This is a genomic window from Streptomyces sp. NPDC058231, from assembly GCF_042882275.1.
In the GTDB taxonomy this organism is placed as follows: domain Bacteria; phylum Actinomycetota; class Actinomycetes; order Streptomycetales; family Streptomycetaceae; genus Streptomyces.
On record NZ_JBHVWN010000001.1, the window covers coordinates 122,482 to 145,283 of the forward strand.

Annotated in this window: 16 protein-coding genes; 8 read left to right on the plus strand and 8 right to left on the minus strand. The window is 69.6% G+C overall.

Going from position 1 to position 22,802, the window contains the following annotated elements; all coding sequences use genetic code 11:
* Positions 1-5: 5 nt before the first annotated feature.
* The gene (locus ACFVXE_RS00495; RefSeq protein ID WP_389667710.1) at positions 6-713 is read left to right on the plus strand and encodes a hypothetical protein; all 708 of its coding nucleotides are present in this window, start codon (positions 6-8) and stop codon (positions 711-713) included.
* Between the two features lie 67 nt (positions 714-780).
* On the opposite strand, the gene ACFVXE_RS00500 is transcribed toward ACFVXE_RS00495, so the two are convergent.
* From ACFVXE_RS00500 to ACFVXE_RS00510, 3 genes are all read right to left on the minus strand, one after another.
* Entirely contained in the window at positions 781-1,791 is a 1,011-nt protein-coding gene (locus ACFVXE_RS00500) for a LacI family DNA-binding transcriptional regulator (RefSeq protein WP_389667712.1), read from the minus strand.
* A 466-nt stretch (positions 1,792-2,257) separates the two neighbouring features.
* Positions 2,258-3,511 (minus strand): cytochrome P450, encoded by a 1,254-nt coding sequence (locus tag ACFVXE_RS00505; protein WP_389667714.1) that lies wholly within the window; start codon positions 3,509-3,511, stop codon positions 2,258-2,260.
* Entirely contained in the window at positions 3,508-4,812 is a 1,305-nt protein-coding gene (locus ACFVXE_RS00510; RefSeq protein WP_389667716.1) for a cytochrome P450, read from the minus strand. The genes ACFVXE_RS00505 and ACFVXE_RS00510 overlap by 4 nt, the downstream gene beginning before the upstream one ends.
* A gap of 296 nt (positions 4,813-5,108) precedes the next feature.
* On the opposite strand from ACFVXE_RS00510, the gene ACFVXE_RS00515 reads away from it, so the two are divergent.
* The gene (locus ACFVXE_RS00515; RefSeq protein WP_389667718.1) at positions 5,109-7,781 is read left to right on the plus strand and encodes a TIM-barrel domain-containing protein; all 2,673 of its coding nucleotides are present in this window, start codon (positions 5,109-5,111) and stop codon (positions 7,779-7,781) included.
* 120 nt (positions 7,782-7,901) lie between these two features.
* Here ACFVXE_RS00515 and ACFVXE_RS00520 read toward each other — a convergent pair whose 3' ends face one another.
* Positions 7,902-8,414, minus strand: a complete 513-nt coding sequence (locus ACFVXE_RS00520; RefSeq protein WP_389667720.1) for a hypothetical protein — start codon at positions 8,412-8,414, stop codon at positions 7,902-7,904.
* A gap of 102 nt (positions 8,415-8,516) precedes the next feature.
* Positions 8,517-8,657 carry a hypothetical protein gene (locus tag ACFVXE_RS00525; protein WP_389667722.1) on the minus strand — a complete coding sequence of 47 codons (141 nt, stop codon included), beginning with the start codon at positions 8,655-8,657 and terminating at the stop codon, positions 8,517-8,519.
* 545 nt (positions 8,658-9,202) lie between these two features.
* Here ACFVXE_RS00525 and ACFVXE_RS00530 point away from each other — a divergent pair.
* Entirely contained in the window at positions 9,203-9,676 is a 474-nt protein-coding gene (locus ACFVXE_RS00530) for a hypothetical protein (protein ID WP_389667724.1), read from the plus strand.
* A gap of 99 nt (positions 9,677-9,775) precedes the next feature.
* Here the strand turns inward: ACFVXE_RS00530 and ACFVXE_RS00535 are convergent, their stop codons facing one another.
* From ACFVXE_RS00535 to ACFVXE_RS00545, 3 genes are all read right to left on the minus strand, one after another.
* Entirely contained in the window at positions 9,776-11,863 is a 2,088-nt protein-coding gene (locus ACFVXE_RS00535; RefSeq protein WP_389667725.1) for a hypothetical protein, read from the minus strand.
* Positions 11,864-12,434: 571 nt separating this feature from the next.
* A complete protein-coding gene (locus ACFVXE_RS00540; protein ID WP_389668076.1) occupies positions 12,435-12,887 on the minus strand; it encodes a transglycosylase SLT domain-containing protein in 453 nt (150 codons plus the stop codon).
* A 920-nt stretch (positions 12,888-13,807) separates the two neighbouring features.
* Entirely contained in the window at positions 13,808-14,800 is a 993-nt protein-coding gene (locus tag ACFVXE_RS00545) for an alpha/beta fold hydrolase (protein ID WP_389667727.1), read from the minus strand.
* Between the two features lie 403 nt (positions 14,801-15,203).
* Between ACFVXE_RS00545 and ACFVXE_RS00550 the strand changes: the two genes are divergently transcribed.
* The 5 genes from ACFVXE_RS00550 (at position 15,204) to ACFVXE_RS00570 (ending at position 22,697) form a co-directional block, all read left to right on the plus strand.
* Positions 15,204-16,328 carry an ATP-grasp domain-containing protein gene (locus tag ACFVXE_RS00550; RefSeq protein ID WP_389667729.1) on the plus strand — a complete coding sequence of 375 codons (1,125 nt, stop codon included), beginning with the start codon at positions 15,204-15,206 and terminating at the stop codon, positions 16,326-16,328.
* Positions 16,329-16,877: 549 nt separating this feature from the next.
* Complete coding sequence (locus ACFVXE_RS00555) at positions 16,878-19,238, plus strand: SpoIIE family protein phosphatase (protein WP_389667731.1); 2,361 nt, start codon at positions 16,878-16,880, stop codon at positions 19,236-19,238.
* Between the two features lie 132 nt (positions 19,239-19,370).
* On the plus strand, positions 19,371-20,105 hold the full coding sequence (locus tag ACFVXE_RS00560; protein WP_389667733.1) for a response regulator transcription factor: 735 nt from the start codon (positions 19,371-19,373) through the stop codon (positions 20,103-20,105).
* Positions 20,092-22,104: a sensor histidine kinase gene (locus tag ACFVXE_RS00565; RefSeq protein ID WP_389667735.1), complete on the plus strand. Its 2,013-nt coding sequence runs from the start codon at positions 20,092-20,094 to the stop codon at positions 22,102-22,104. Before ACFVXE_RS00560 ends, ACFVXE_RS00565 begins: the two co-directional genes overlap by 14 nt.
* A 152-nt stretch (positions 22,105-22,256) precedes the next feature.
* Entirely contained in the window at positions 22,257-22,697 is a 441-nt protein-coding gene (locus tag ACFVXE_RS00570) for a hypothetical protein (protein WP_389667737.1), read from the plus strand.
* The last annotated feature ends 105 nt before the right edge of the window (positions 22,698-22,802 follow it).

A 22,802-nucleotide genomic window follows, 5' to 3' on the forward strand; every position in this document is an offset into this window, starting at 1 on the left:
CCACCATGGCACGACGCATCCTCAGCAGGTTCGTACTGGCACCGGCAGCCGCCGTGGCCGCCCTGATCGGCTTCGCCGCGGCCCCCGCCCAGGCCGCCGTCTGGTCCTCCTCGGACCAGTGGGGCAACTACACCACCTCCGACGGCTACACCCTCTACAACAACATCTGGGGTTCCGGCGCGGGCAGCCAGTCCATCTGGGTCAACTCGTCCGGCAACTGGGGCGTGTGGGCCAACCACCCGGACACCGGCGGAATCAAGTCGTACCCCAACGCCAAGAAGGTCGTCGGCAAGTCCATCACCTCGCTGAACTCGCTGACCAGCAGCTACAACGTCACCGTCCCTTCGACCGGTGACTACAACACGTCGTACGACATCTGGGACACCGACTACGACTACGAGGTGATGCTCTGGGTCAACTACAACGGAGACGTCGGCGCCCTCGGCACCTCACAGGGGTCCGTGACGCTCGGCGGTCACACCTGGACCGTCTACAAGGGCGACAACGGAGCCAATCAGGTCTTCTCGTTCCTGCGGACCTCGGACTCCACCTCGGGCACCGTGGACATCCTGCCGATCCTGAAATGGATCAAGGACACCAAGGGCTGGTGGGGCAACGAGACCATCGGTGACGTCCAGTTCGGCTACGAGATCACCTCGTCACCGGGCGGTCTGGACTTCACGACGAACGGATTCAGTGTCGCGTCCAGCTGAGCCGCACCCCCACCAGGAAGGAGCCGGCCCCCGCGCGGGGGCCGGCTCGTCCGTCGCCCCGCGGAAGTCAGCCGAGGGGGGCCGGTCCGGTGCTCGCGCGTACCGTCAACTCCGGCGTCAGCAACTCGACTTCGTCGGTACCACGCTCACCGAGTTTCGACACGACCTGCTCGACGGCGCGCCGCCCCATCTCCTGCGCCGGAATGGCGACCGAGGTAAGGCGCACCGAGGCCTGGGAGGCGACCTGCTCGGGGCAGATGGCCACCACCGACACATCCTCGGGCACCGCCCGCCCCTGCTGCCGCAACAGGTTGAGCAGCGGCTCCACCGCCGCCTCGTTCTGCACGATGAATCCGGTGGTGCCCGGCCGTTCGTCGAAGATCCGGGCCAGCGTCTGGGCCATCGCCGCGTACCCGCCCTCGCAGGACCGGTGCAGCACCCGCACCCCGGTCTCCTGCGCCTTCGCCCGCACGCCGTCCACCGTCCGCTCGGCGAAACCGGTGTGCCGCTCGTACACCGCGGCCGCCTCACCGATCATCGCGATCTCGCGGTGTCCGAGCCCGGCGAGATGCTCCACGCAGAGCGCCCCGGTCGCCTCGAAGTCGAGGTCCACGCAGGTCAGCCCGTCGGTGTCGGCGGGCAGACCGATCAACACCGCGGTCCGGCCGGTCTCCCGCAGCAGCGGCAGCCGCTCGTCGTGCAGCTCCACGTCCATCAGGATCATGGCGTCGGCGAGCGAGCTGCCCGCGATCCGCCGTACCGCCGTCGGGCCTTCCTCGCCGGTGAGGAGAAGGACGTCGTACCCATGGGTGCGTGCGGTGGTGGCGACCGCGATGGCGATCTCCATCATCACGGGCACGTACATGTCGGTCCGCAACGGCACCATGAGCGCGATGATGTTCGACCGGCTGCTCGCGAGCGCGCGGGCGCCCGCGTTGGGGTGGTACCCCAGCTGCTGGATACTCCGCTCCACCCGTTCCCGGGTGGACACCGAGATGGACCGCTTCCCACTGAGGACGTAGCTCACCGTGCTCGCGGAGACTCCGGCGTGCTGGGCGACCTCGGCAAGGGTGACCATTCAGCTCTCCATCACAGGACGACAGCGGACCGACAGTGGTTCAGCAACGGGCAGACGGCGGGCGCCGGCACACGCTCGGACAGTCATCGACCGATGAGGAGAAGCGCTTCGATTCACTGCCGACTCACATCGTCCGCCCATGACGTGCACAGACAGCAGGAGCCTAGACCTGCTGGCAGAACGTGTCCAGAGGAACAATCGAAGCGCTTCGACACGGCGATCACACACAGCTGACGGGGTGAGTGACGGGGTGACGTGGCTCATTGCAACGATAGGCCGACTGTGACGTGCGAGCACATGGGTCGACGCGCTCACAAGTGCGCGGAACTCGGCGAACCGGACGGACGCGACTTCGGCGCCGCCCCCGTACGCGCCTTCGGAGTGACATCCGGGGGAGGGCCGCCCGGAACAGCACAGGTGGCCCTCCCCCGGATGTCACGCACCGGCAGATCCGGCGCCCGGCCGTTCAGCCGTTCAGCAGCACGGGGAAGGACTCCATGTCGTTCTGGGTCATCACCGGCAGCTTGCGGATCTCCTCGTCCGGCACCGCGAGCCGCAGCCCGGGGAAGCGGCCGAACAGCGCCGGCAGGGCGATGCCCGCCTCGACGCGGGAGAGCGCGGCACCTGGGCAGATGTGGGGACCGTGGCCGAACGTCATGTGGCGGATCGGGGTCGGCCGTGTGATGTCGAAGGCGTCGGCGTCCGACCCGTGGTGGTCGAGGTCACGGCCGATCACCCGGTAGGAGATGACGACCCCCTCCCCCTTGGCGATCACCTCGTCGCCGACCTGGATGTCCTCCGTGGCGAACCGCATCAGCAGATGGGTGGTGGGGGTGTCCCATCGGAGTGTCTCCTCGATCACGGTCTCCCACGGGATCTCGCCGTCGAGCACCATGCGCAGCTGGCCGGGGTGGGCGAGCAGCGCCCGTACCGCGTTGAGGATCAGCCCGATGGTGGTCTCGTGGCCGGCCGCGACCATCGCCTTGAGGTTGCCGACCACCTCCTCCTCGGTGAGCGGCTCGCCGCCCTCCTCGGCCAGGATGAGCGCGCTGGTGAGGTCGTCCGTCGGGTGCGCGGTCTTCTCCCGGACGAGCCGGGCGTAGAAGACGTCAAGTTCGGCGAGGAGGGCCATCCGCTCCTCGTGCGGGGTGAGCATGGAGAAGAAGGCCTTGTACCTTCTCGTCAGCATGGGGTACTCGGCCTCGTCCACACCCATCAGCATGCCGACCACCCGCATGGGCAGCGGCTGGGCGAACACGGACTTGAGGTCGACGACGCCGTCCTTGCCCTGCTCGGCCAGGGCGTCCAGCAGCTCCTCGGTGAACTTCTCGACGGCCGGGCGGATCGCCTCCAGCCGGCGCGGCGTGAGCGCCTGCGAGGTCTTGGTGCGCAGCCGTCGGTGTTCGGCGCCGTCCACGGTGAACATGGACCGTCCGGCGTCGATCATGCCGATCAGCGGCCAGGCGTGCGTCACCGCTCCGCTCTGCCAGAGCCCCCAGGCGTCGAGATCCTTCACCAGGCGCGGGTCCATGAGCAGTTGACGCGCGTCGGCATGCCGGGTGACGGACCAGGCGGGAACCCCGAGCAGCTCTATCCTGGCGAGCGGTCCCGCGTCGCGAAGCCGAGCCGTCTCCCCGTCCAGGTCCTGGACCATGGGGTCGATGACCACGGTCCCACCACCGGGGGTGGCCTCGTGGGCAGCGGCGTGAGGACAGTTCAAGAGAGGTCTCCTGTCATGCGTACGGGGGTGAACCGGGCGGGCAGCGAGGTCATCCCCCGCAGGAAGGCGGACTGCCGCCGGACGAGCGTCTGCGCGGGCACTGCCAGAGCGAGATCGGGCAGCCGGTCGAGAAGCACCTCGATGCCGGTACGGGCGATGGTCTCGGCGATCTCCTGGGCGGGGAACGGACAGCGGTACTCGCCGTGACTGAACGCCATGTGCGAACTGTTGCCGCCCTGACCGGACATGCCGTGGGTGGTGAGGTGCTGACGCACATGCGGATCGGAGTTGGCCGCACCGAGACCGAGCAGCAGCATGTCTCCGGCGCGAATGTTCCGGCCGCCGATCCGGGTGTCCCGGGCCGCCCAGCGGCCGGCCAGGATCTGGGTCGGACTCTCCTCCCAGAGAACCTCGTTCATCGCCTCGCCCACGCTGTGCCGGCCCCCGGCGAGCGAGTCGGCGAACTGGTCGTCGGTGAGCATCAGCCGCAGGGAGTTGCTGATCCAGTCGGCCGTGGTCAGATGGCCGGCGGCCGTGACGGCCATCAGGTCGAGGACGTACTCCTCGTCGGTGAAGGGCTCGTGGTACGCCAGCATTCTGGACGTCACGTCGTTCCCGGGCTCCGCCCGCTTGGCCGCGACCAGCCGCTGCATGTGCTCCCCGAAGCGCAGATGCGCGCTCTGCGCCTCGGGCCCGCCGTCGGCGAGGTCCTTGAGCACCTGCGCGATGTCCGCCCCCTCGGCATCCGGGAAGCCGACGAGCCTGGCGAGCACCAGGACAGGCAGCGGCTCGGCGAAATCCGCGACCAGGTCGGCGGTCCCGCGCGTGCAGACGGCGTCGACGAGCCGGTCGGCCAGCTCCTCGCAGTGGCGCCGGATCTCGAAGGGGTCGGCGCTCTCCAGGGCGGGCCCCACCATCTCGGCGTGACGGCGGTGCTCGGCCCCGGCGGTGAAGTAGATCGACGGCATGGGTCGCCCGACCATCGGGAGCAGCGGCCAGTCGTCGGGGATGTGCTCCCACTGGTTCCACAGCCCGACGTCCCGGGGGAAGAGCTCGCCGTCGCTGGTGACCTGATGGAGTTCCCGGTATCCGATGACCAGCCAGGCGGGGAACCCGCCGGGGAGCTCGACGGGCACGACGGGACCGTGGTCACGCCGCATGGCGCGGTAGAGCGCCTGGGGTTCGGTGTGGAACTCGGGACCGCTGAGGGGCACGGCTGCCGTGCCGTGTTGCACGGGACAGCCTCCGCCGGGGAGAGCATCCGGCTCGGGCGCGGGCACAGCTGAAGAAGGGCGCGTCATCGAACTGACTCCTGTGGCGGCGGCTTCGCGTTGCGGACCCACGGTCAACGCGGGACCACTATAGGGATGTTGAGTGAAGCTTTAGCTGGCAATCTCGATCGCTCTTAGCGCTTTTACGATCACAAGAAGCGGACAGGCGCGCACGTTTGGTTGCAAGGGGGTGCGAATTCCCCCCGCCCCGCAGGCGTTGACATGCACCTGAACCATGGTGAATCCTCGCGCGAGAAGTTGCGCGATCTGACGCATGTTCAAGCATCTGCAAACATTTAGTGCTTGGTTCGAAGGGGATACATCCCGTGCGAAGACTTCCGTACCGCTCCCGCTGGGCCGTTCCGGCCACGGCGGGGATCGTCGCGGCCCTGACCGCCGCCCTGCTCGGCACCCCGGCCGGAGCCGCCCAGGCGGCAACCCCCGCGAGTGGCGTCCTCGACGACACCCACAAGAGCGTGACCTGGCAGAGTCCCGTCTACCCCAAGGGGACCGTCGGCGGCCCGTCCGACTGTCCGCCCGCTGCCGAAGACCCGGAGAACAAGGTCTGCGACCGCTTCGACCTCACCGTGTCGACCCCCGCGGGCTACTGGGACGACAACCCGGAGGGTGGTGTGCCGATCTCCATCGAGTGGCAGAAGCCCGCCGAGGACTTCGACATGTACATCTACGACTCCGGCGGCAAGCAGGTCGCCTCCAGCGCGGGGACCGCGGACCCCGAGGCCACGGTGATCCCCAAGGCCGACGGGACGTACCACGTGATCGTCGTGCCGTACGACGTCACCGACAACTCCTTCACCGGCAAGGCGTACCTGCCGGAGACGACCGACTCGGGAAACCTCACCTCCTTCGGCGGGAGCAAGGGCAGCTACTCCATCGAGGCCGGAGAGCTCAAGGCGAGGGCCGACTTCCTGATGGGGGGTCAGCTTCGCTTGCAGGCGACTCCCTCCGGTGAGTTCACCGATCCGGCCGGCTCGGCGATCGTCCGCAAGCAGCCCGCCCCGCAGAAGCACACCAGCACCTTCGACAAGGGCGACTATTACGGCATCCGCTCCCCCGACGCCGTTCTGCGCGTCTACAAGAAGCCGCTGCGCTTCGGTCTCTACACCGCCGACAACCGGACCCGGATCTGGCAGGAGGACAAGCCCCTGCGCTGGTCCACCGGCGGCATGCGGCAGAGCCTGGAGCGCGGCGCGGACGAGCAGTTCTTCGGCGGCGGCGAACAGAACGGCAGCTTCTCGCACCGTGACAAGACGGTCTACGTCGCCAACAACACCAACTGGAACGAGGGGGGTTACAACAACTCCCAGCCCTTCTACCTCTCCAGCGCGGGCTACGGCGTCTACCGCAACACCTTCGCCCCCGGTGTCTACGACTTCGGCTCCCCGGTCCGGACCGGTCAGCAGGAGCGGCGCCTCGACGCGTACTACTTCATCGGTGACGCGAAGCAGGTGATCGGCAAGTACACCGGCCTCGTCGGCAGACCGTTCATGCCGCCGGTGTACGGCCTCGAACCGGGCGACGCCGACTGCTATCTGCACAACGCCAACCAGGGCGAGCGCCACACCCTGGACGCCCTGAAGGTCGCCGACGGCTACACGCAGAACCAGATGCCGCTGGGCTGGATGCTCGTCAACGACGGCTACGGCTGCGGTTACGAGAACCTGCCGGAGACCGCCAAGGGCCTCCAGGACCACAACGCCCAGCTGGGGCTCTGGACCCAGAACGGCCTCGACAAGCTCGCCGACCAGGTGAAGGCCGGCCAGCGGGTCGCGAAGCTCGACGTCGCCTGGGTCGGCCAGGGATACGACATGGCGCTCGACGCCTGCGACAAGGCCAAGTCCGGTATCGAGGAGAACAGCGACGCCCGCGGCTTCGTCTGGCTCCCCGTCTCCTGGGCGGGCGCGCAGCGCTGCGGCGTCCTGTGGAGCGGCGACCAGTCCCTGTCCTGGGACTTCGTACGCTGGCAGATCCCGACGTACGCCGGGGCCACCATGTCCGGCATCGCGTACAACACCGGTGACGTCGGCAGCATCTACCGCCACGACGCCAAGATGTACGCCCGCGACCTGCAGGCCAAGTCGTTCCTCCCGGCCATCATGACGATGGACGGCTGGGCGACGGACCTCACCACCAAGCAGAAGATCAACCAACAGCCCTGGGTGGACGGCGAGCCGTACACCTCCATCAACCGCAAGTACCTACAACTGCGGGAGCGACTGCTGCCGTACCTCTACACCCTGTCCGCCGAGGCAGCGAAGACCGGCGTGGGCTCGGTGCGCCCGCTGTGGCTGGAGTACCCGGACGACCCCGAGACCCTGGGCGCGAACGCCAAGTACGAGTACCTGGCGGGCTCCGACTTCCTGGTGGCCCCGGTCTACGAGGACTCCGACACCCGTAACGGCATCTACCTGCCCAAGGGCACCTGGACCGACTACTGGACGGGGAAGACGTACGAGGGCCCGACCACGGTCAACGGCTACCACGCCCCCATCGACACCCTGCCCCTCTTCGTCAAGGGCGGCTCCGTCGTGCCGATGTGGCCGAAGGGCACGACGTCCTGGCAGTCGCGGGACCGGAGCGAACTGGACTACGACCTCTACCCGCAGGGCACGAGCACGTACACGCTGTACGAGGACGACGGCGTGACCCGGAAGTTCACGGAGGGCGCCTCGGCCACGCAACAGGTACGCGTGCAGGCACCCACTCACGGGAGGGTGACCGCGACCGTCAAGGTCGGTGCGAGTGTGGGTCGTTACGAGGGAAAGCCGGCCGCCAGGTCGTACCGCTTCACCGTGCATGGCAAGGACGCACCGTCGCAGGTGGTCCTGAACGGCAGCCGCCTCCAGCGACTGGACTCCGCGACGGCGCTCGCCTCGGCCGCGTCCGGCTGGTACACGGACCCCGTGACCGGGATCACGGAGATCAGGACACCGTCGGTCTCCACGGGCCGCGGCTTCACGGTCGAGCTGCGTAGGTAGCGAGCAGCGGTCACAGGACAGGGTCAGGGGCCGTCTCCGGACGGTCCCTGACGCGTGTCCGGAACCAGGGAATCCTGACGTGCTTGGGGCCCTCGCCCAGCTCCGTTTCTCGCAGGCCGGTCACAGCTTGAACAGCACTCCGCGCCATGTCCATCCCGCTTCAAGGACCGCGGCCCGCAGGGGATTCTTCATCTCTGCGGGGTCGAAGCGGAACACCTCCGTCTTGTGCAGGCGGCCATCGGCCCCCCGCTCGATCTCCCACTTCCGGGAGACCGCCGTCACCTGTCCACGGGAGTACGCGCGCGACGCCGCCAGACTGGGCGTGTCCCCGACCCACGCGACCTCCCACTGCTCGTCGTACGTACGGACCTCGCGCTTCTCCGGGACCAGCCGCATCCGGGTCTTGACGGTCCGGTCCAGCCGGGTACTGACGAAGAACGTGCGCATGGCAGGCTCCAGGATCCGCCACTCCGCCACCAGCCCGACACCCTCCTTGGGGGTGGCATTGCGCACGCGGTACGGCACGTCCGGCCCGTTGACCGCGAGCAGCGCGGCACGGACTTCCTCGGCGGAACGCGGTGCGACACCGCTGGCAGGGTGCCTGGTGCCGGTCAGTCTGTCGAAAAGACCCATCGGATCAACCTACGGACGTTCGGCTGCCCGACACAAGGTCGCCCACGCCAAGTTCCGCGTCCTGCGGGGGTGCAGGCCGTGCACCACGGCCTGCACCCACCTTCATCCCGCGTCGAGCACCGCGGCCCGCAGGGGATCCTTCATCTCTCCGGGGGCGAAGCGGAACACCTCCGTCTTGTGCAGGCGACCGTCGGCCCCCCGCTCGATCTCCCACTCCAGGGGGCGCTGGTCCGGGTCCGCCACCGTATGCCGCGTCTATCAGCTGCCGCCGCGTCCACACCGGTGGACGGCCCGGCTTGATGCCCTGCGGCAGCAACGGTTCCAGCGTTCCAGCCGGGCCCACTGGCAGCTCGTCAGATTCCCACGCCCCACGGCGCCTGATCATCTACGACCAAGATCTACTTCGCAACAGGCCCTATCGGACCTGGACGAAAACGGGATTTGAGTAGAACCACAGATCGTCCCAAGGGCTCTCTTGCCCCAGGGCGTCCACCGCGTCGGCAAAGCGGGCTACGCGGTCGTCACGGCTCCGCGCGCGCTGCGCCCGGTGGCACCGCCGCGGCAGCGGACGGACTCCCCCTCCGTCGCTACGGCAGCGACCACCGCTGTCTTCCCCTGAAGTCCCCTGCGGCAACTCGGCGGGGACACCCAGGGGCTTCCCCCAGGGGGCAGCTGGGGGTTACCCCCCAATGAAGTCGGGGATTAACCCGGTCGCTCGGACGACGCCCGGTCCGTAGGTTCTGGGGTGGAATCGGAACACCGTTCCACTCAGCCTACGGAGGCCCCCCGTGACCGCCCCTTCGCGTCCGCAGCCGCGCACTCCTCATCCGCTCGTCGCGGCCTTCGTGCGGTTCGTCGTGTGTGGTGGCGGTGTCGGGCTGGCGTCCAGCGGGGTACTCGTACTGCTCAACGACCGGATACCGATGGCCATTGCCAACGCGCTGGTCACCGTCGTCTCCACGGTCATCGCCACCGAATTGCACGGGCGGGTCTCCTTCCGGAGCAATCGGAAGGGGTGGGGGGTCCATCTTCGGTCCGGGGTGACCGTCGCCGTGAGCTACGCGTTCACGACGGGGGCGCTGCTCTGCCTGTACGCCGTCCGGTCCGAGCCCTCGGCCCTGGTGGAGCAGACGGTCTATCTGTCGGCTTCCGCGCTGGCGGGCATCGGACGGTTCGCACTACTGCGGATTGTCGTCTTCGCCGACCGGACGCCGGCGCCCGACGCCTCTCTCAGCAAGGCCGCGGTGGCGATGGCTGCGTGAGGTCGCCGCCTGTTCGCAAATCGCGGAATGCGTCGTCGCTACGTAATGGGCCCCCGGCCGGCGGCCTCCGCTGCTTCCTCTGCCTCGTTCCCGGCGGCGTCAGTGCCGCCGCCTGCCGCCCCTACCCCTGCCGCTTGCGCCCGGTCGGCGCCGCTGATGGCTGCGGCCGAGATGCGCGGCCGGCCGCCGACGGGCCTGCTCGGCGACCGTCCTCAGATCCGCCAGACCCGCCTGGTCGGGGTGACCGGATGCGAGAGCGGCCTCAAGAGCCTTGTGCGCGGAGAGTTCCTGGCCTCCCAGGAATTCGAGCAAGCCTTCGGGGCCCGCTGTCTCCAGGAGCTGGAGCAGACTCTCGGCGACCATGACGAGGCTCTCGGGCTCGTTGAGGTCCTCGGCACCGAGGACCTCCCGGCGCACCAGGACACTCAGGGCAGTGGGGCCCAGGAGCGGGTCGCCGCGCAGGCCGCGCAGCAGCGCTTCGCCGTCCGGGTGCGCGTCGACGAGTGCGTCCAGCAAGGCTTCGGCGCGGGTACGGAACGGGGTCGCGCGCACTGCGTCGGTCAGCTTCTGCAGCGCCTCGGCAGAGCTCTCCCGGGCGGCGACCCAGGCAGCGAGTTCGGTACGGGCGGCGTCCGGGTCGTAGTGCTCGGCGATGACGCCGAGGAGCCCGGCGGCGGAGGCGTGGGCGAGTTCACCGACGCGCGGGGCATCCCGCCCTTCGGCGAGCAGCCGGCGACGTACGGAGTCGTGGCCGAGGGCGGTGAGACGGATCAACTCGACCGGTCCGTCGGTCAGTTCCGCCCGCTGTTCCTTGCTCCGCTCTGCGGCATCATCGCTCTCCCCGTGTCCACCGGCGACGACGCCGAAGAGCTCGGCGAGCTCCGGCGGCATCCCGGCGGGCGGCAACACGGACTCCTCGAGCGGTATGTCGAGGAAGACCGGGTCCGCCATGCCCTCGTGCCGCTTGATCGCGCCCAGGTCCTCCAACACGTCCAGTGCGGTGCGCAGATCACGGTCCGCGTGGCCGAGTTCCGTCTGCCAGGCGTAGTGCCCGATCAGTTCGTGCTCGGCGCGGTAGCGCAGGTGCAGCGAGTCGCGCAGCCGGGGCCAGGGCATGGCGTGCGGCAGGCTGTAGAGGGTGTTGAGAACATCCGGCACGGTGTCCTCGAAGCTGTCGAAGAGCATCGACCCGACGTGTCGGCCGCTGCGGGTTCCCAGGAGTGGCATGCGCAGCTCGGGGAATGCCTCGAAGGCGAGCCGCCACAGCGCGAGCGGGTCCTGCAGCAGGGGCTGCGCCTTGGCGACCGCGTACAGCCGCCCCTTGGCCACCCGTACCAGCCGGGCCTTCTTCGCCCACTCGACCGCAAGCCTCAGCCGCGGCAGCTGCGTGGAGAATCGCACCGCGTCCACCGGGTCGCCTGTCCCCAGCTCGGCGACGAGGGTTCGCGCGTCCGCCATTCGCAGGTTGCCCTTCGCGGTGAGCACGCGCCCCTCAGGGCCCGCCCAGTCGACGATCCCTCGCAGCCACCGCAGCGCGCGGGACGTCTCGGCGCGTGCCCGCAGCTCCTTCTCCGCGGGCAGCAGGACCGGCAGCTGCGGTTCGGCGCGTGTCGCTTCTGTCGGGCCGCGCGTCAGGTGGTTGCGCAACACCTCGTCCAGTACGTCCTGGTCGTACGGCACCTCGCCTTGCTGAGCCTGCTCCACGAAGCTTTCGAGCGCCGCCGGATCCTGGACATCGAACCCCTGCTCGGCCGCGGTGACCGCCCAGAACTTCGCCATTCCCCAGCGGCTGCGGTCAGCCATGGCGGGGGCGTACCGCGGTGTGAGGGTCTCGATCGCAGCAAGGTTGTCGGCCGGCGAGGCCCCGCGCGGGTCGCTGAGGCCCATCGCATCGAGGTAGCGCAGCAGGGCTGCGAGCGTGCCGGGCGCATCCGCCGGCTCTTCGCCGGGCAGCACGCTGACTGTGCGCGGCAGCCAGTCCAGCAGATACTCCTCGATGTGCCGGGGCTCCCACAGCCCCAGCCGCCCGTCGCAGGTACCTCGGTGGCGATATTCGAGCGCCGTCTCGACGACGAAGGGGTCCACGCTCTCGCCCCGCTCACGGGCCCACTGAACCGTCCGACGGATCAGCAGCGAACGCGCTGCCTCGAATTCCTCGGTCTCCTCGGGCGCGAAAAACGTCCTCATCACACAGGCCCTGCCTGTCCTCTCGTACGGACGCAGTCCCACAGCATGCCGACGGCCCCGGGGCCGATGGAGATCGCGCTTCCGCGGGACCGGGCGGTCACCATTGAACCGTAACCGGTCCGCCGGCGGCCGCAGATGCTGACGGGGGGGACGAGATGATTCTGCACTGTCGGCAACGGTTCCCCGTGGGTTTCAGGGCGCTGCTGATTTCAGGGCGCTGCGAAAAGTGCGGGAAGCGGGAGACCGTCTCCAGTTGGGGTGCGGACTACACGTACACGAATCTCTCCGACCACTACCCGTTGATCGGCTCCGTCGGCCAGCGGGACCGTGTCAACCGGCCGGCCTCGGAATCATCCGCGTCATACGTCGTGCCGACCGGTGCCGCTTCGACCGCAGCCACGGTGCGGGGGTACGCCACGGGGTCGGGGCGCGCCGTCGGTGGCTGCGGGAACGGCGGTCGTCGGCAGGCCGGTCGCGGGGACACGGCCTGCGGTTCTGCGCCCGGTGGGTCTCGTTGGGGCGCTGTTCGCCCGGGACTTGCTGGGCGACCGGGGTGCTTCGTCGGGCCGGATCAGTAGGCCGAGTTGACGTTGTCGATCGAGCCGTAGCGGTGGGCGGCGTAGTTGGCCGAGGCCGTGATGTTGGCTACCGGGTCGTAGATGTTCGTCGAGGTGCCGGCGACGTGGTACGCGTTGAAGGTGGGGTCGATGACCTGCATCAGGCCCTTGGACGGGATGCCCTTCATGGCGTTGGAGTCCCAGTTGTTGATGGCGTTGGGGTTGCCGGTGGACTCGCGCATCAGGTTTTTGCGGATGCCCTCGTAGGTGCCCGGGATGCCCTTCTCGTGCATGACCTTCAGCGACTGCTTGATCCAGGTGTCGACGTTGCCGCCGGACTGGGCGGGGGTGGCGGCCGAGGCGGCCGGGGCGCTGACGACGGTGCCGGCCATGACGGCGGCGCCGGCTGCGACCATGCCCAGCGAGATCTTCTTGGTCTTGGTCATGCGGGCGAACTTCTTGGGCATCGTGGTGATCTGCACGTGGTAATTCCTGTTCTGTCGGGAGGCGATGCCAAGAATTGTTAATCGGGAGGGAATCCCAGGTCAATGCCCGCCTCTTACTACTGCAATTAGTACCGGGTGCAGGAAATGAATGAGGAAGCGGCCTCAATACCGGGGAGCGGATCCAGATGACCTACTATCCGTCTTCAGAGTGACGTCGACCATATGGCCCACCCCACACGGCAAATGCCTCAAATCGCCACAAGAGTGACCCAGGCCATGTGGCCTGCATCATATTGAAGGCGCCCAATTCACTCAACGTAATGCAATAAATGCATTCCGCATTCACGGCGGGGTGGTCGATTGTCGACGCTCGTCGGCACGGAATCCTGGCCGGTGATTGAAGGCCGATGACCGGGGCCCGATGGGTCTACCGACGGTACGTACCGGGGCTGCTTCAGCGCCGCACAGCCACGGGGCTGTGCCGACCATGGAGGACGGGGATCCCGCCTACGCTCGTGAGGTTTTCCCCTGATCAGAGAGACGAGTAAGGAATGGTTCGCTACTTAACAAAGGAACCCTGCGTGTTGCCTTCTCCGCCCGAGGTCCGTCGACAGTGGGGCAAGAACGCACCTGATGTCGGCACGTCTCGATCGAGCTGGTGGCGTTCGTCAAGTCGATCGGCCACCGTCTCGAAAAGGCTGCGGCGTCCCTGAACGAGGGCGCGCCTGTGACCCAGCACAAAATAGACCTGCTGATCCGCTCCGGGCGTCCGCGTGCGCGTTCGGGGCTCAGGCCGGGTGACAGCCGCAATCCGAGACTTCCGGATGATGCGACCGCTCACGGCCCACAAGGCGTTCCGGCTCCTGCCCGACGACGTCTGAGGGCAGGCCTAGAGCGGCAGGGCCTGCTCCGCAAACCCCGGCACGCGGAGTCCGCCGACCTCACGTGGCGCTGCGCTCACTCGCCTCGCGCAGATCGCGCTCCACGGCCCGTTGGTGCGGGGAGACCAGCTCCCACTCCGCGCTGCCGGGCTGCCCCACGCGCAGCAGCTCCCGCCACCGTTCCTGGCTCCAGTCGGCCGGGGTCGTGGTGCGCACGAAGTCCTCGACCAGGGCGAGGAAGCGTGCGGGGTCGCTGTGGAAGGGGAAGTGGCCGGCGCCGTGGAAGATCTCCAGGCGGCTGCCGGGCATCGCCGCGTGCGCGCCGTAGGCGTGCCGGACCGGCACCACGCTGTCGCGCGATCCCCACAGCAGCAGTGTGGGCATGCCCTCCGCCAGATAGCAGCGGTCGAGCATGGTCACCACCTGGCCCCGCCAGTCGACCACCGACCGCAGGGTGCTGATGAACGCGCTGCGCGAGGTGGCGTCGGGGAGGGCATCCACCACGTTGAGCAGCTCTGCGGCATCCTGGCCCAGGTCGGTGTCGAGAAGCTTGATCAGTCGGGTGAAGAGGTCGACCTGGCTGCGCATGCCGGGCAGCCTCAGTGACGACAGCATGAGGTCTGCGCCCGGCAGCGACACCGCCCGCAGGACAGGGTTGACCTCGCGCCCCACACCACCCGTGCTCACCAGGATCAGGCGGTCCGTGCGCTCGGGGAACTGGTACGCGAACTGCATGGCCACGCCACCGCCAAGCGAGTGACCGACCAGGGTGGCACGCTCGATGTCCAGCACCCCCAGCAGGTCACGGATGCCGTTCGCGTATGCCGCCACCGAGTAGTCGGCCCGCGGCTTGTCGGAGGCCCCGTGCCCCAGGAGGTCGGGCGCGATGACGGTGTAGTTGCGCGCCAGGTCGGGGATCAGATCCGCCCAGGTCGCGGAGGAGTCGCCGATGCCGTGGATGAGCAGGATCGCCGGGCCGTCCCCGGCGATCCGGTACGCGCGGCGGTAGCCGTGCACCACGTGGTGGCGCAGCGGCACCTCCTGCCCGGACACCGAGCGCAGGCGGCCCGCTCGGGTGGGGCATGGTTCGGGTTCTGGGGCGCCGACCACAGGCTTGTCTCCCGTCTCCTTCTCCCCGATTCCTCGATTCCTCGCTTCCTCCTCGAGCGTAGAGCCTTCGGCGCACAGGGGATTTCCGGGACGTTTCAGGCAGTGCGCCGCTGCTCGGCGAATCGGGAAGAAAGTGGAAGGACTCGCGTCGAATCGGCATGCAACCACGTGCCCGCGAATTCCGTAACACGGACGTAGCAGTCGGGTGGATATGCGCGCCCTATGATCACCCCCAGCACACCCGCCGGCGGCTTCCCTTCACCTGCCGCGGTTTCGTGCTTCTCCCTCTCCCTGACCGGGCACGGCCCTGCCCTGCCATGCCCGCGACCCCTGGAAGGCGGCCTGAATGGTCTCTCCCGTACGCGTCTGGCTCAACCGCACGTACGCGGAGAACGTGTTCTTCATGGATCAGCTGCGGGACAATCCCCAGCGCCGCCCCGTGGAGATCCATGCCACGCACGGCGACCCGGACTCCCCCGTGCTGGCCGCCGCCGACACCGCGGCGCTCGAACCGGACGGGCTGTCCCCGGCCGCGTATCTCGAGTACGCGCTGGCGCAGTGTGCCCGGCATGCCGTGGACGTCTTCATCCCGGTTCTGCACCAGGCAAGCGTCGCCGCCCATCGCGAGGAGTTCGCCGCTCTCGGCACGGCCCTGCTCACGCCGCCCGCCGACGCCGTCACCACGTTCCAGGACAAGGCGACCACGTACGAGAAGGTCCGCAGTGCCGGGATCGCGGTGCCGCCCTGGTGGCGGGTGCACACCGAGGAGCAGCTGCTCACAGCCGTCGAGACCCTGGAGGCGGACGGACACAAGGCGTGCTTCAAACCGGCGGCGGGGGCGGGCGGTGTCGGCTTCCGTATCGTCACGCGGACACCGTTCTCCCTGTTCCACCTGGGCGGCTTCCCCAGTCCGTACGTCCCGTTGCAGCAGGTCGTCGAGGCGATGCGCCGCACCGAACGCCGGGTCGACTGGCTCGTCATGCCGCTCCTGGACGAACCGGAGGTCTCCGTCGACTGCCTCACCGGCCCCGACGGCAGGGTCAGGATGGCGGTGGGCCGTACGAAGAACGGCCGCCGCCGCGGCTTCACGCTCGACCCCGCCTGGACCGAACCGGCCCGGCTGCTCGCGGAGACGTACGACCTGCATCACCTGACGAACATTCAGTTCAGGCTCCTGGACGGCGAACCTGTCCTGCTGGACGTCAACACCCGCCCCGCCGGTGGCCTCCATCAGCTCGCGCAGTGCGGGCTGAACGTCCCCTGGGCCGCCGTGCAGCTCGCCCTAGGCGAGGAGCCCGGCCTGCTCGAACCGCGGTTCCTGGGAGCGGATTACGCGGTCGTCGCAGGTCCGCGTCCGCTTCGTCCGGCAGCGCTGCCGCGGCAGCGGATCGACTCCCCCACGCCGTCTCCGGTCCCTGCCGCGGCATGTCCGGCGCCCCAGCGCGCCGAGAGCGCGCTGCCGATCAGCTGAGCTCGATTCGCCGTGCCGGCCGCCACTTGGACCGCGGTCGTTCCATGGCGGGTGAAGGTGCTGGTCAAGGGTGTAACGGTGGACGCGGAGGGGTTGCTCGACGTGTTCCACGGTGCAGGTTCGTCGGGGTAGCGGCCCGCATCCGCTCCGACTCCGACCGGCCTCTGCCGCACGACGGGACCGGTATCGGCGAGATCGAGGCAAGCAGCCCGTGGGCAACCGGCTCCTACTGGCGCAGAGCCACCGGAACGTCGTTCCACGACGGACGGCTGCGCACCGGCGATATGGGCACCATCGACCGGCACGGCTGTCCGAGAATCACCGACCGGTCGCGTCGTCGGCGACCCATGCACCGGTCGCGACGCGGCGGCCGGGGTGGCTCGCAGCGGCTCGGCATCGCCGCTTCGAGCGCATCGCGGCACACTGAGAACAGGCGTCCGACCCGGCGCCGCGTGCTCCTCAGGCCGAGGCCGCCACCTCACCTGCGGGATCATCGAAGTGTCGGGACGATCACTCTGCGCGACCGTCCCGACCGTCGACGGAGGTGCCATGGCCGTGACGGGTGACGCGCTCATGATCGTCGACGGTTCCGGCGTGATCATGGAGTGGAGCCGACAGGCCGAGTCGTTGATGGGCCTCCCCGCGCCCGAGGTGCTGGGCCTTCCGGCGAGAGCATTCCTCTCGTTCCGCACCACGGGCAGTCACGGCAGGGACGGGGTACGGCTGACGCGCCGGGACGGCAGCACCGTCCCCGGCGAGCTGAGGGTACGGCCGGTCCTGCGGGACGACGCGCTGGCGTGGGAGATCCGGCGGCAGCCGATGGACCCCGTGCAGGGCACGCGCGCGGGCGCCTTCGGTTCCAGCGTGATCGAGGCACTGTTCACCCGGTCCCCCATCGGCCTGCACATCTTCGACCCCGAGCTCCGGGTCCTACGCGTCAATACCGCCGCCCAGGGCATGCACGGCATGTCGCCCGGGAGCATACTGGGGCGGCCCCTCGCGGAGGCGTACCCCCTCTCGGACCCGGTGACCGAGGAAACCGTGGCCCGCAGGGTGCTGGACGACGGACTGCCCGTCCTCGACCGCCTGGTACGGGTGCGCCTCCCTGCGGACCACGGCAGGGAGCGAGTGTTCTCCGTATCCATGTTCCGGCTCCGCGACGACCAGGGTGCGGTCCTCGGGCTCGCGACCTCCACGGTCGATGTCACCGACCGCGAACGGGGGCGCGTCCATGCCGCCGTCCTCGCACGAGTGCGCGAGAACATAGGCCGGACCCTCGACGTGGTCGCCACCTGCCAGGAGGCGGCGGACGTCCTGGTGCCCCGGTACGCCGACATCCTCGTGGTGGAAGTCGTGGACGAAGTGGTACGCGGCGAGGAGCCCCCGCTCCGTCCGCTGAACCGGGACGTTCCCCTGCGGCGTGCCGCGTTCCGCAGCCGCGCCACGGAGCCCGCGTACCCGATCGGCGACGTACGCAGCGCGCCGTACGAGACCCCGTACGGCCGGACCCTGTCCGACCTGCATCCACGGCTCGTGGACCTGACCACCGACAGGGCCTGGCTCGCGGCGGCCCCGGCGCGCGCCGAGGCCATCCGTGCCGCGGGAGCGCATTCGCTCATCACGGCGCCGCTGACGCTGCGCGGCACGGTGCTGGGGCTGATGTGCCTCTACCGCTGCGGGCAGACCGAGCCGTTCGGCGAGGACGACATCGACCTCACCCTCGAACTGGCGGCCCACACCGCGCTGTGCATCGAGAACGCCCGCCGCTTCACCCGGGAGCGGACGATCGCCGCGACGATGCAGCGCCGGCTCCTGCCGCAGAGCCCCTCCCCGCAGCCGGCCGTCGACACCGCATGGCTGCACCTCCCCGCGGACCGGGGCGCGAGCTGGTTCGACACCATCGCCCTGCCCGGCGCCCGCACGGCACTGGTCACCGGCAGCGCGAACGGTCAAGGCATCGTCGCCGCCACCACCATGGGCCAGCTACGCACCGCCATCCACGCGTTGGCCGCACTCGACCTCGCCCCCGACGAACTGCTCGCCAGGCTCCACGACACCACCGATCGCCTCGCCGAGGAACGCTCGGCGCTGCCGCCGGCGGACCCCCTGCACAAGGAGCGGCTCACCGCGGCCTGTGTCTACGGGGTCTACGACCCCGTCACCCGTACCTGCACCATCGCCCGCGCGGGTCATCCCGCACCGGTCGTCGTGGACCCCGACGGCACAACCTGCGTCTGCGACATCCCGGCAGGCCCCCCGCTGGGCTGCGCCGAGATCCTGCCCAGGGCCTCGGCGAGCATCCAACTCCCCGTGGGCACTACCCTCGCCTTCTACACCGCGGCCCTGCTCCCGGAGACGGACGCGGAGGAGGAGAGCGAAGACGACAGGGATCCGAGCCGGCTCCGCAGTCTGCTGGGCCGGTCCGACCGCTCGTTGCGGCAGTTGTGCGACGACGTCGTCTACGCCCGGGGCAACCGGCACCCACAGGGCGACGCGGCGCTTCTCCTGGCACGTACCACCGATTTGCCCCCCGACCACATGGCCACCTGGCAGCTCACCCCCGACGCGACGGCCGCCGGCGAAGCCCGGTCCCTCGCCCGGCGCCGGCTCAACGACTGGAACCTGGACGAGGAGACCACGTCCACCGCAGAGCTGATCGTCAGCGAACTGGCCACCAACGCGCTGCGCTACGGATCCCCGCCCCTGCAACTGCGCCTCATCCTGGAGCGCACACTCACCTGCGAGATGACGGACGCCGGCAGAGCCGCACCCCATCTGCAGCACGCCCGGGTCGTGGACGAAGGCGGTCGGGGGCTGTTCATCGTCTCCCAGCTCGCCCACCAGTGGGGCGTCCGCTACAACCAGGACGGCAAGACCATCTGGACCGAACAGCTCCGCCCGGACCGTTGAACGGCGGGTGCGCCCGACCTCCCCGATGCCGGCCGCGGAGAGCCACCGGCGCGGACTCCGTACCGAAGAGGGCGGCTCCGCCCGCCGGATCGGCCACCGGGCAACCTGGCTCACTCGCCTACGATCGACCGGGTGTGCGCAAACGTCATCGTCGCCGAAGACGACCAGAAGCAGGCCGAACTCGTCCGCCGCTACCTCGAACACGAAGGTCACGCGGTCACCGTCGTACGCGACGGCCTCGCCGCGCTCGACAAGGTGCGGCACAAGGAGCCCGACCTGCTCGTCCTCGACGTGATGATGCCGCGGGCCGACGGCCTGGACGTCGTACGTGTCCTGCGGTCCGAACGGCGGGAGGTCCCGGTGCTGATGCTGACCGCCCGCACCACCGAGGACGATCTGCTGCTCGGTCTCGACCTCGGCGCCGACGACTACATGACCAAGCCGTACAGTCCGCGCGAGTTGATGGCCAGGGTCCGTACGCTGCTGCGCCGCACGAACCGGGCCGCGACGGTGCACCCGGCCCCGGACTCCGCCGACGAGGTACTGTCCGTGGGCACGCTCAGGGTCGACCCCGCCCGGCACGAGATATCGGTCGCCGGTGGATATGTGGAGTGCACACCGGGCGAGTTCCGCATCCTCGCCGCGATGGCCGCCGAGCCCGACCGGGTCTTCACCAGGCAGCGTCTCCTGGAGGAACTGCACGGATTCGACCGGTACATCAGCGATCGCACCGTCGACGTGCACATCATGAACCTGCGCAAGAAGATCGAGCCCGCCCCACGGAAGCCGACGCGGCTGCTCACCGTCTTCGGCGTGGGTTACAAACTGACCGACCCCGAGAAGAGTGCGTCGCGTGCCTCGTCGTGACGGACGGGGGCGGCCGCCTCACCGCAGCGGTCGGGACCGGCAGCGGCTGCCGCTCCGCAAGAGTCTGCTGGGGCGCCTGCTGACCGTATCGGTACTGGTGGCGGCCTGTTCGGTGGCGGCGACCGCCTGGCTCGCCGTGCAGACCACATCCGGTGCCATCAAGCAGGAGCAGGGCCAGAATCTCACCGCGGACGCCCGGATCTACAACAAGCTGCTCGGTTACGCGGCGGGCCACCCCCGGTGGGACGGGGTCGGACGGACGGTGCGCGATCTGGCGGCGGAGTCGGGTCGCCGGGTCGCCCTGACCACCCAGGGCCGGGCGGTCATCGCCGACTCGGCGACCGGGTCATCCCCACCCGCGCTGCCGGCGCAGGCGTCGGCGATCGTCGACCCGCTGTCCGTGGACACTGCCCTCGCCGCACAGTCCACCGGGTCGCACGACACCGCGGCCGACCGTGTCGACCCGCGGGCCGTAGGGCCGTTCCGGCTGCCTGCCGCGGAACGTACACGGTTGCGTCGTGCCGCCGACCGGGGCGTGGCCTGCCTGAACGACGCCGGGATCGCCTCGGACGTCGTCGAGGGGCCGAGCGGACGCCCCCGCATCCAGATCGTGGGCAACGACCCCGACCGTATCCTCGGCACCCGATGCGCAACCGACGCGCTGGACGAGCCCACCGGAACCGAGAAGAAGGCACTGAGCGCACTCAACCAGCTGGCCGATGCCTGCCTGGACCGCCAGGGGCGCGCGGGTGTCCACCTGCGTCTGGACCTCTCCTGGGGCCAGGGCGCCCAGCCGGAACCGAGCATCGGACCGGACCGCCGGGCCGTCGCCACCCTCGCTCCTGTCCCCACACCGGCCGTGCAGAGCAGCGACAACGAGCGGGCGATCGCGTCGTGCGTCGGCACCGCTCGCCGTGAACAGCTCAGCTCGTACGTCGCCTCACCCGCGCTGCTGTACATCGGGGACTCGGGCGGCGCCACGGTGCCCGGATTCGATCTCTCCCCGGCCAACACCGCGCGTATCGCGGGTGTCGCAGCCCTCGTCCTCGCCTTCACCATCGGTGCCTCGGTGCTGGCCGGGGCCCGGCTCGTACGGCCGCTGCAGGCACTCACCGGAGCGGCCCAGCGGATGCGGGACGGCGCGGAGTCAGTACCCGTTCCGGTCACCGCGGACAACGAGATAGGGCAACTGGCCGCCGCCTTCAACGACATGACGACGCATCTCGCGCGCCTGGAGGCACAGCGGAAGGTGATGGTCAGCGATGTCGCCCACGAGCTGCGGACCCCGCTGAGCAATATCCGCGGCTGGCTGGAAGCGGCACAGGACGGCCTGGCCGACCCCGATCCGGCGTTCGTCTCCTCGCTCCTGGAAGAAGCGGTACAACTGCAGCACATCATCGACGACCTGCAGGACCTGGCCGAGGCCGACGCGGGCGCACTGCGTCTGCATCCCCGGCCGGTACGGATCCGCGAGCTGCTCGGCCAGGTGGCCGCCGCGCACCAGGCGCGGGCGGAGACGGCCGGCGTCACACTGACGGTGCGCACGGATGCGGCCGGAGTTCCGGCCCCCGCCCTGACCGCCGATCCGGTGAGGCTGCGGCAGGCCATCGGCAACCTGGTGTCCAACGCGGTACGCCACACCCCGCCGGCCGGACACATCACCCTGCGCGCGTACGGCTCCGACTCCGGTGACGCGGTACTGATCGACGTCGCCGACACGGGCAGCGGCATCTCGCCCGAGGATCTCCGTCATGTCTTCGACCGCTTCTGGCGGGCCGAGAAGTCACGCAACCGGCGCACCGGCGGCAGCGGTCTGGGACTGGCGATCGTCAGGAAACTCGCCGAGGCGCACGGGGGTGGGGTGAGCGCGGTGAGTACGGAGGGCGAAGGCTCGGTCTTCACACTACGGCTGCCCGTGGAGCCGGGTCCGAGGACGGCGGCCGAGCTGTCACGGGCGAGCGGACCACCGCGTGCGCCGGGGCGCGGATCCGGGGCGTGAGCGGGTGGGTGCGATCCCGATCGGGCTGATGCGATGACCACAGGTATCTGACAGGTTCTTCATAAGTTCACGCCAGGCTGACGACATGTCCGGCGCCTGGTGCCCACCGGCATCCAGGCATCACCGAGGCCGGGCTGGAACTGGAGCCTTGCATGTCCCACCGTCCCCATCCGTCCCTGCGTACCGCTGTCCTCGCCGCCGTCGCGGCGGGCGCGGTGCTCCTCCCCTCCACCACGGCGCTCGCATCGACCGCTTCCGACGCGACGCCCAAGCCTTCGGTGACGACCGCCGGGCGAACCCCGGCGCCCGCCAGAGGGGTCGATTCGACCCGGCCCACGCGGGTCGCGACGCCGTCGGCGGTGCCCCGTGGCCGCGTGGCCGCGGGCACCCGGCCCAGCCCGGCCCCGAGCGCGCCCCCGAAGCGCGGCTCCGCCGAGCCCCGTGGTGGCGTGGCCGCGGGTGAGCAGCCGACCGCAGATACGAGCGACCGCACCACCGCACTCGCCGGATCGGCCGCGGCCGCGGCCGTCCTGGCGGGCGCGGGCGCCCTCGTGCTTCGCCGTCGCCGCTCTGCCGCACACCGCAACGGCTGACCTCCGGCAGTGGCGCCGTCCTCCGACGGGCGGCGCCACGTAACGCCCCCCCCCGCCCCCCGTTCCCCCCCGTCGCCCCGCATTTTGGTTGACGCCTAGTGGCGG

Coding starts and splice junctions, on each gene's coding strand:
- ACFVXE_RS00510 (WP_389667716.1), bottom strand. CDS start 4,812: ATGACGCGCCCTTCTTCAGCTGTGCCCGCGCCCGAGCCGGATGCTCTC.
- ACFVXE_RS00570 (WP_389667737.1), top strand. CDS start 22,257: ATGTCCCACCGTCCCCATCCGTCCCTGCGTACCGCTGTCCTCGCCGCC.
- ACFVXE_RS00495 (WP_389667710.1), top strand. CDS start 6: ATGGCACGACGCATCCTCAGCAGGTTCGTACTGGCACCGGCAGCCGCC.
- ACFVXE_RS00540 (WP_389668076.1), bottom strand. CDS start 12,887: ATGCCCAAGAAGTTCGCCCGCATGACCAAGACCAAGAAGATCTCGCTG.
- ACFVXE_RS00555 (WP_389667731.1), top strand. CDS start 16,878: ATGGCCGTGACGGGTGACGCGCTCATGATCGTCGACGGTTCCGGCGTG.
- ACFVXE_RS00550 (WP_389667729.1), top strand. CDS start 15,204: ATGGTCTCTCCCGTACGCGTCTGGCTCAACCGCACGTACGCGGAGAAC.
- ACFVXE_RS00500 (WP_389667712.1), bottom strand. CDS start 1,791: ATGGTCACCCTTGCCGAGGTCGCCCAGCACGCCGGAGTCTCCGCGAGC.
- ACFVXE_RS00520 (WP_389667720.1), bottom strand. CDS start 8,414: ATGGGTCTTTTCGACAGACTGACCGGCACCAGGCACCCTGCCAGCGGT.
- ACFVXE_RS00535 (WP_389667725.1), bottom strand. CDS start 11,863: ATGAGGACGTTTTTCGCGCCCGAGGAGACCGAGGAATTCGAGGCAGCG.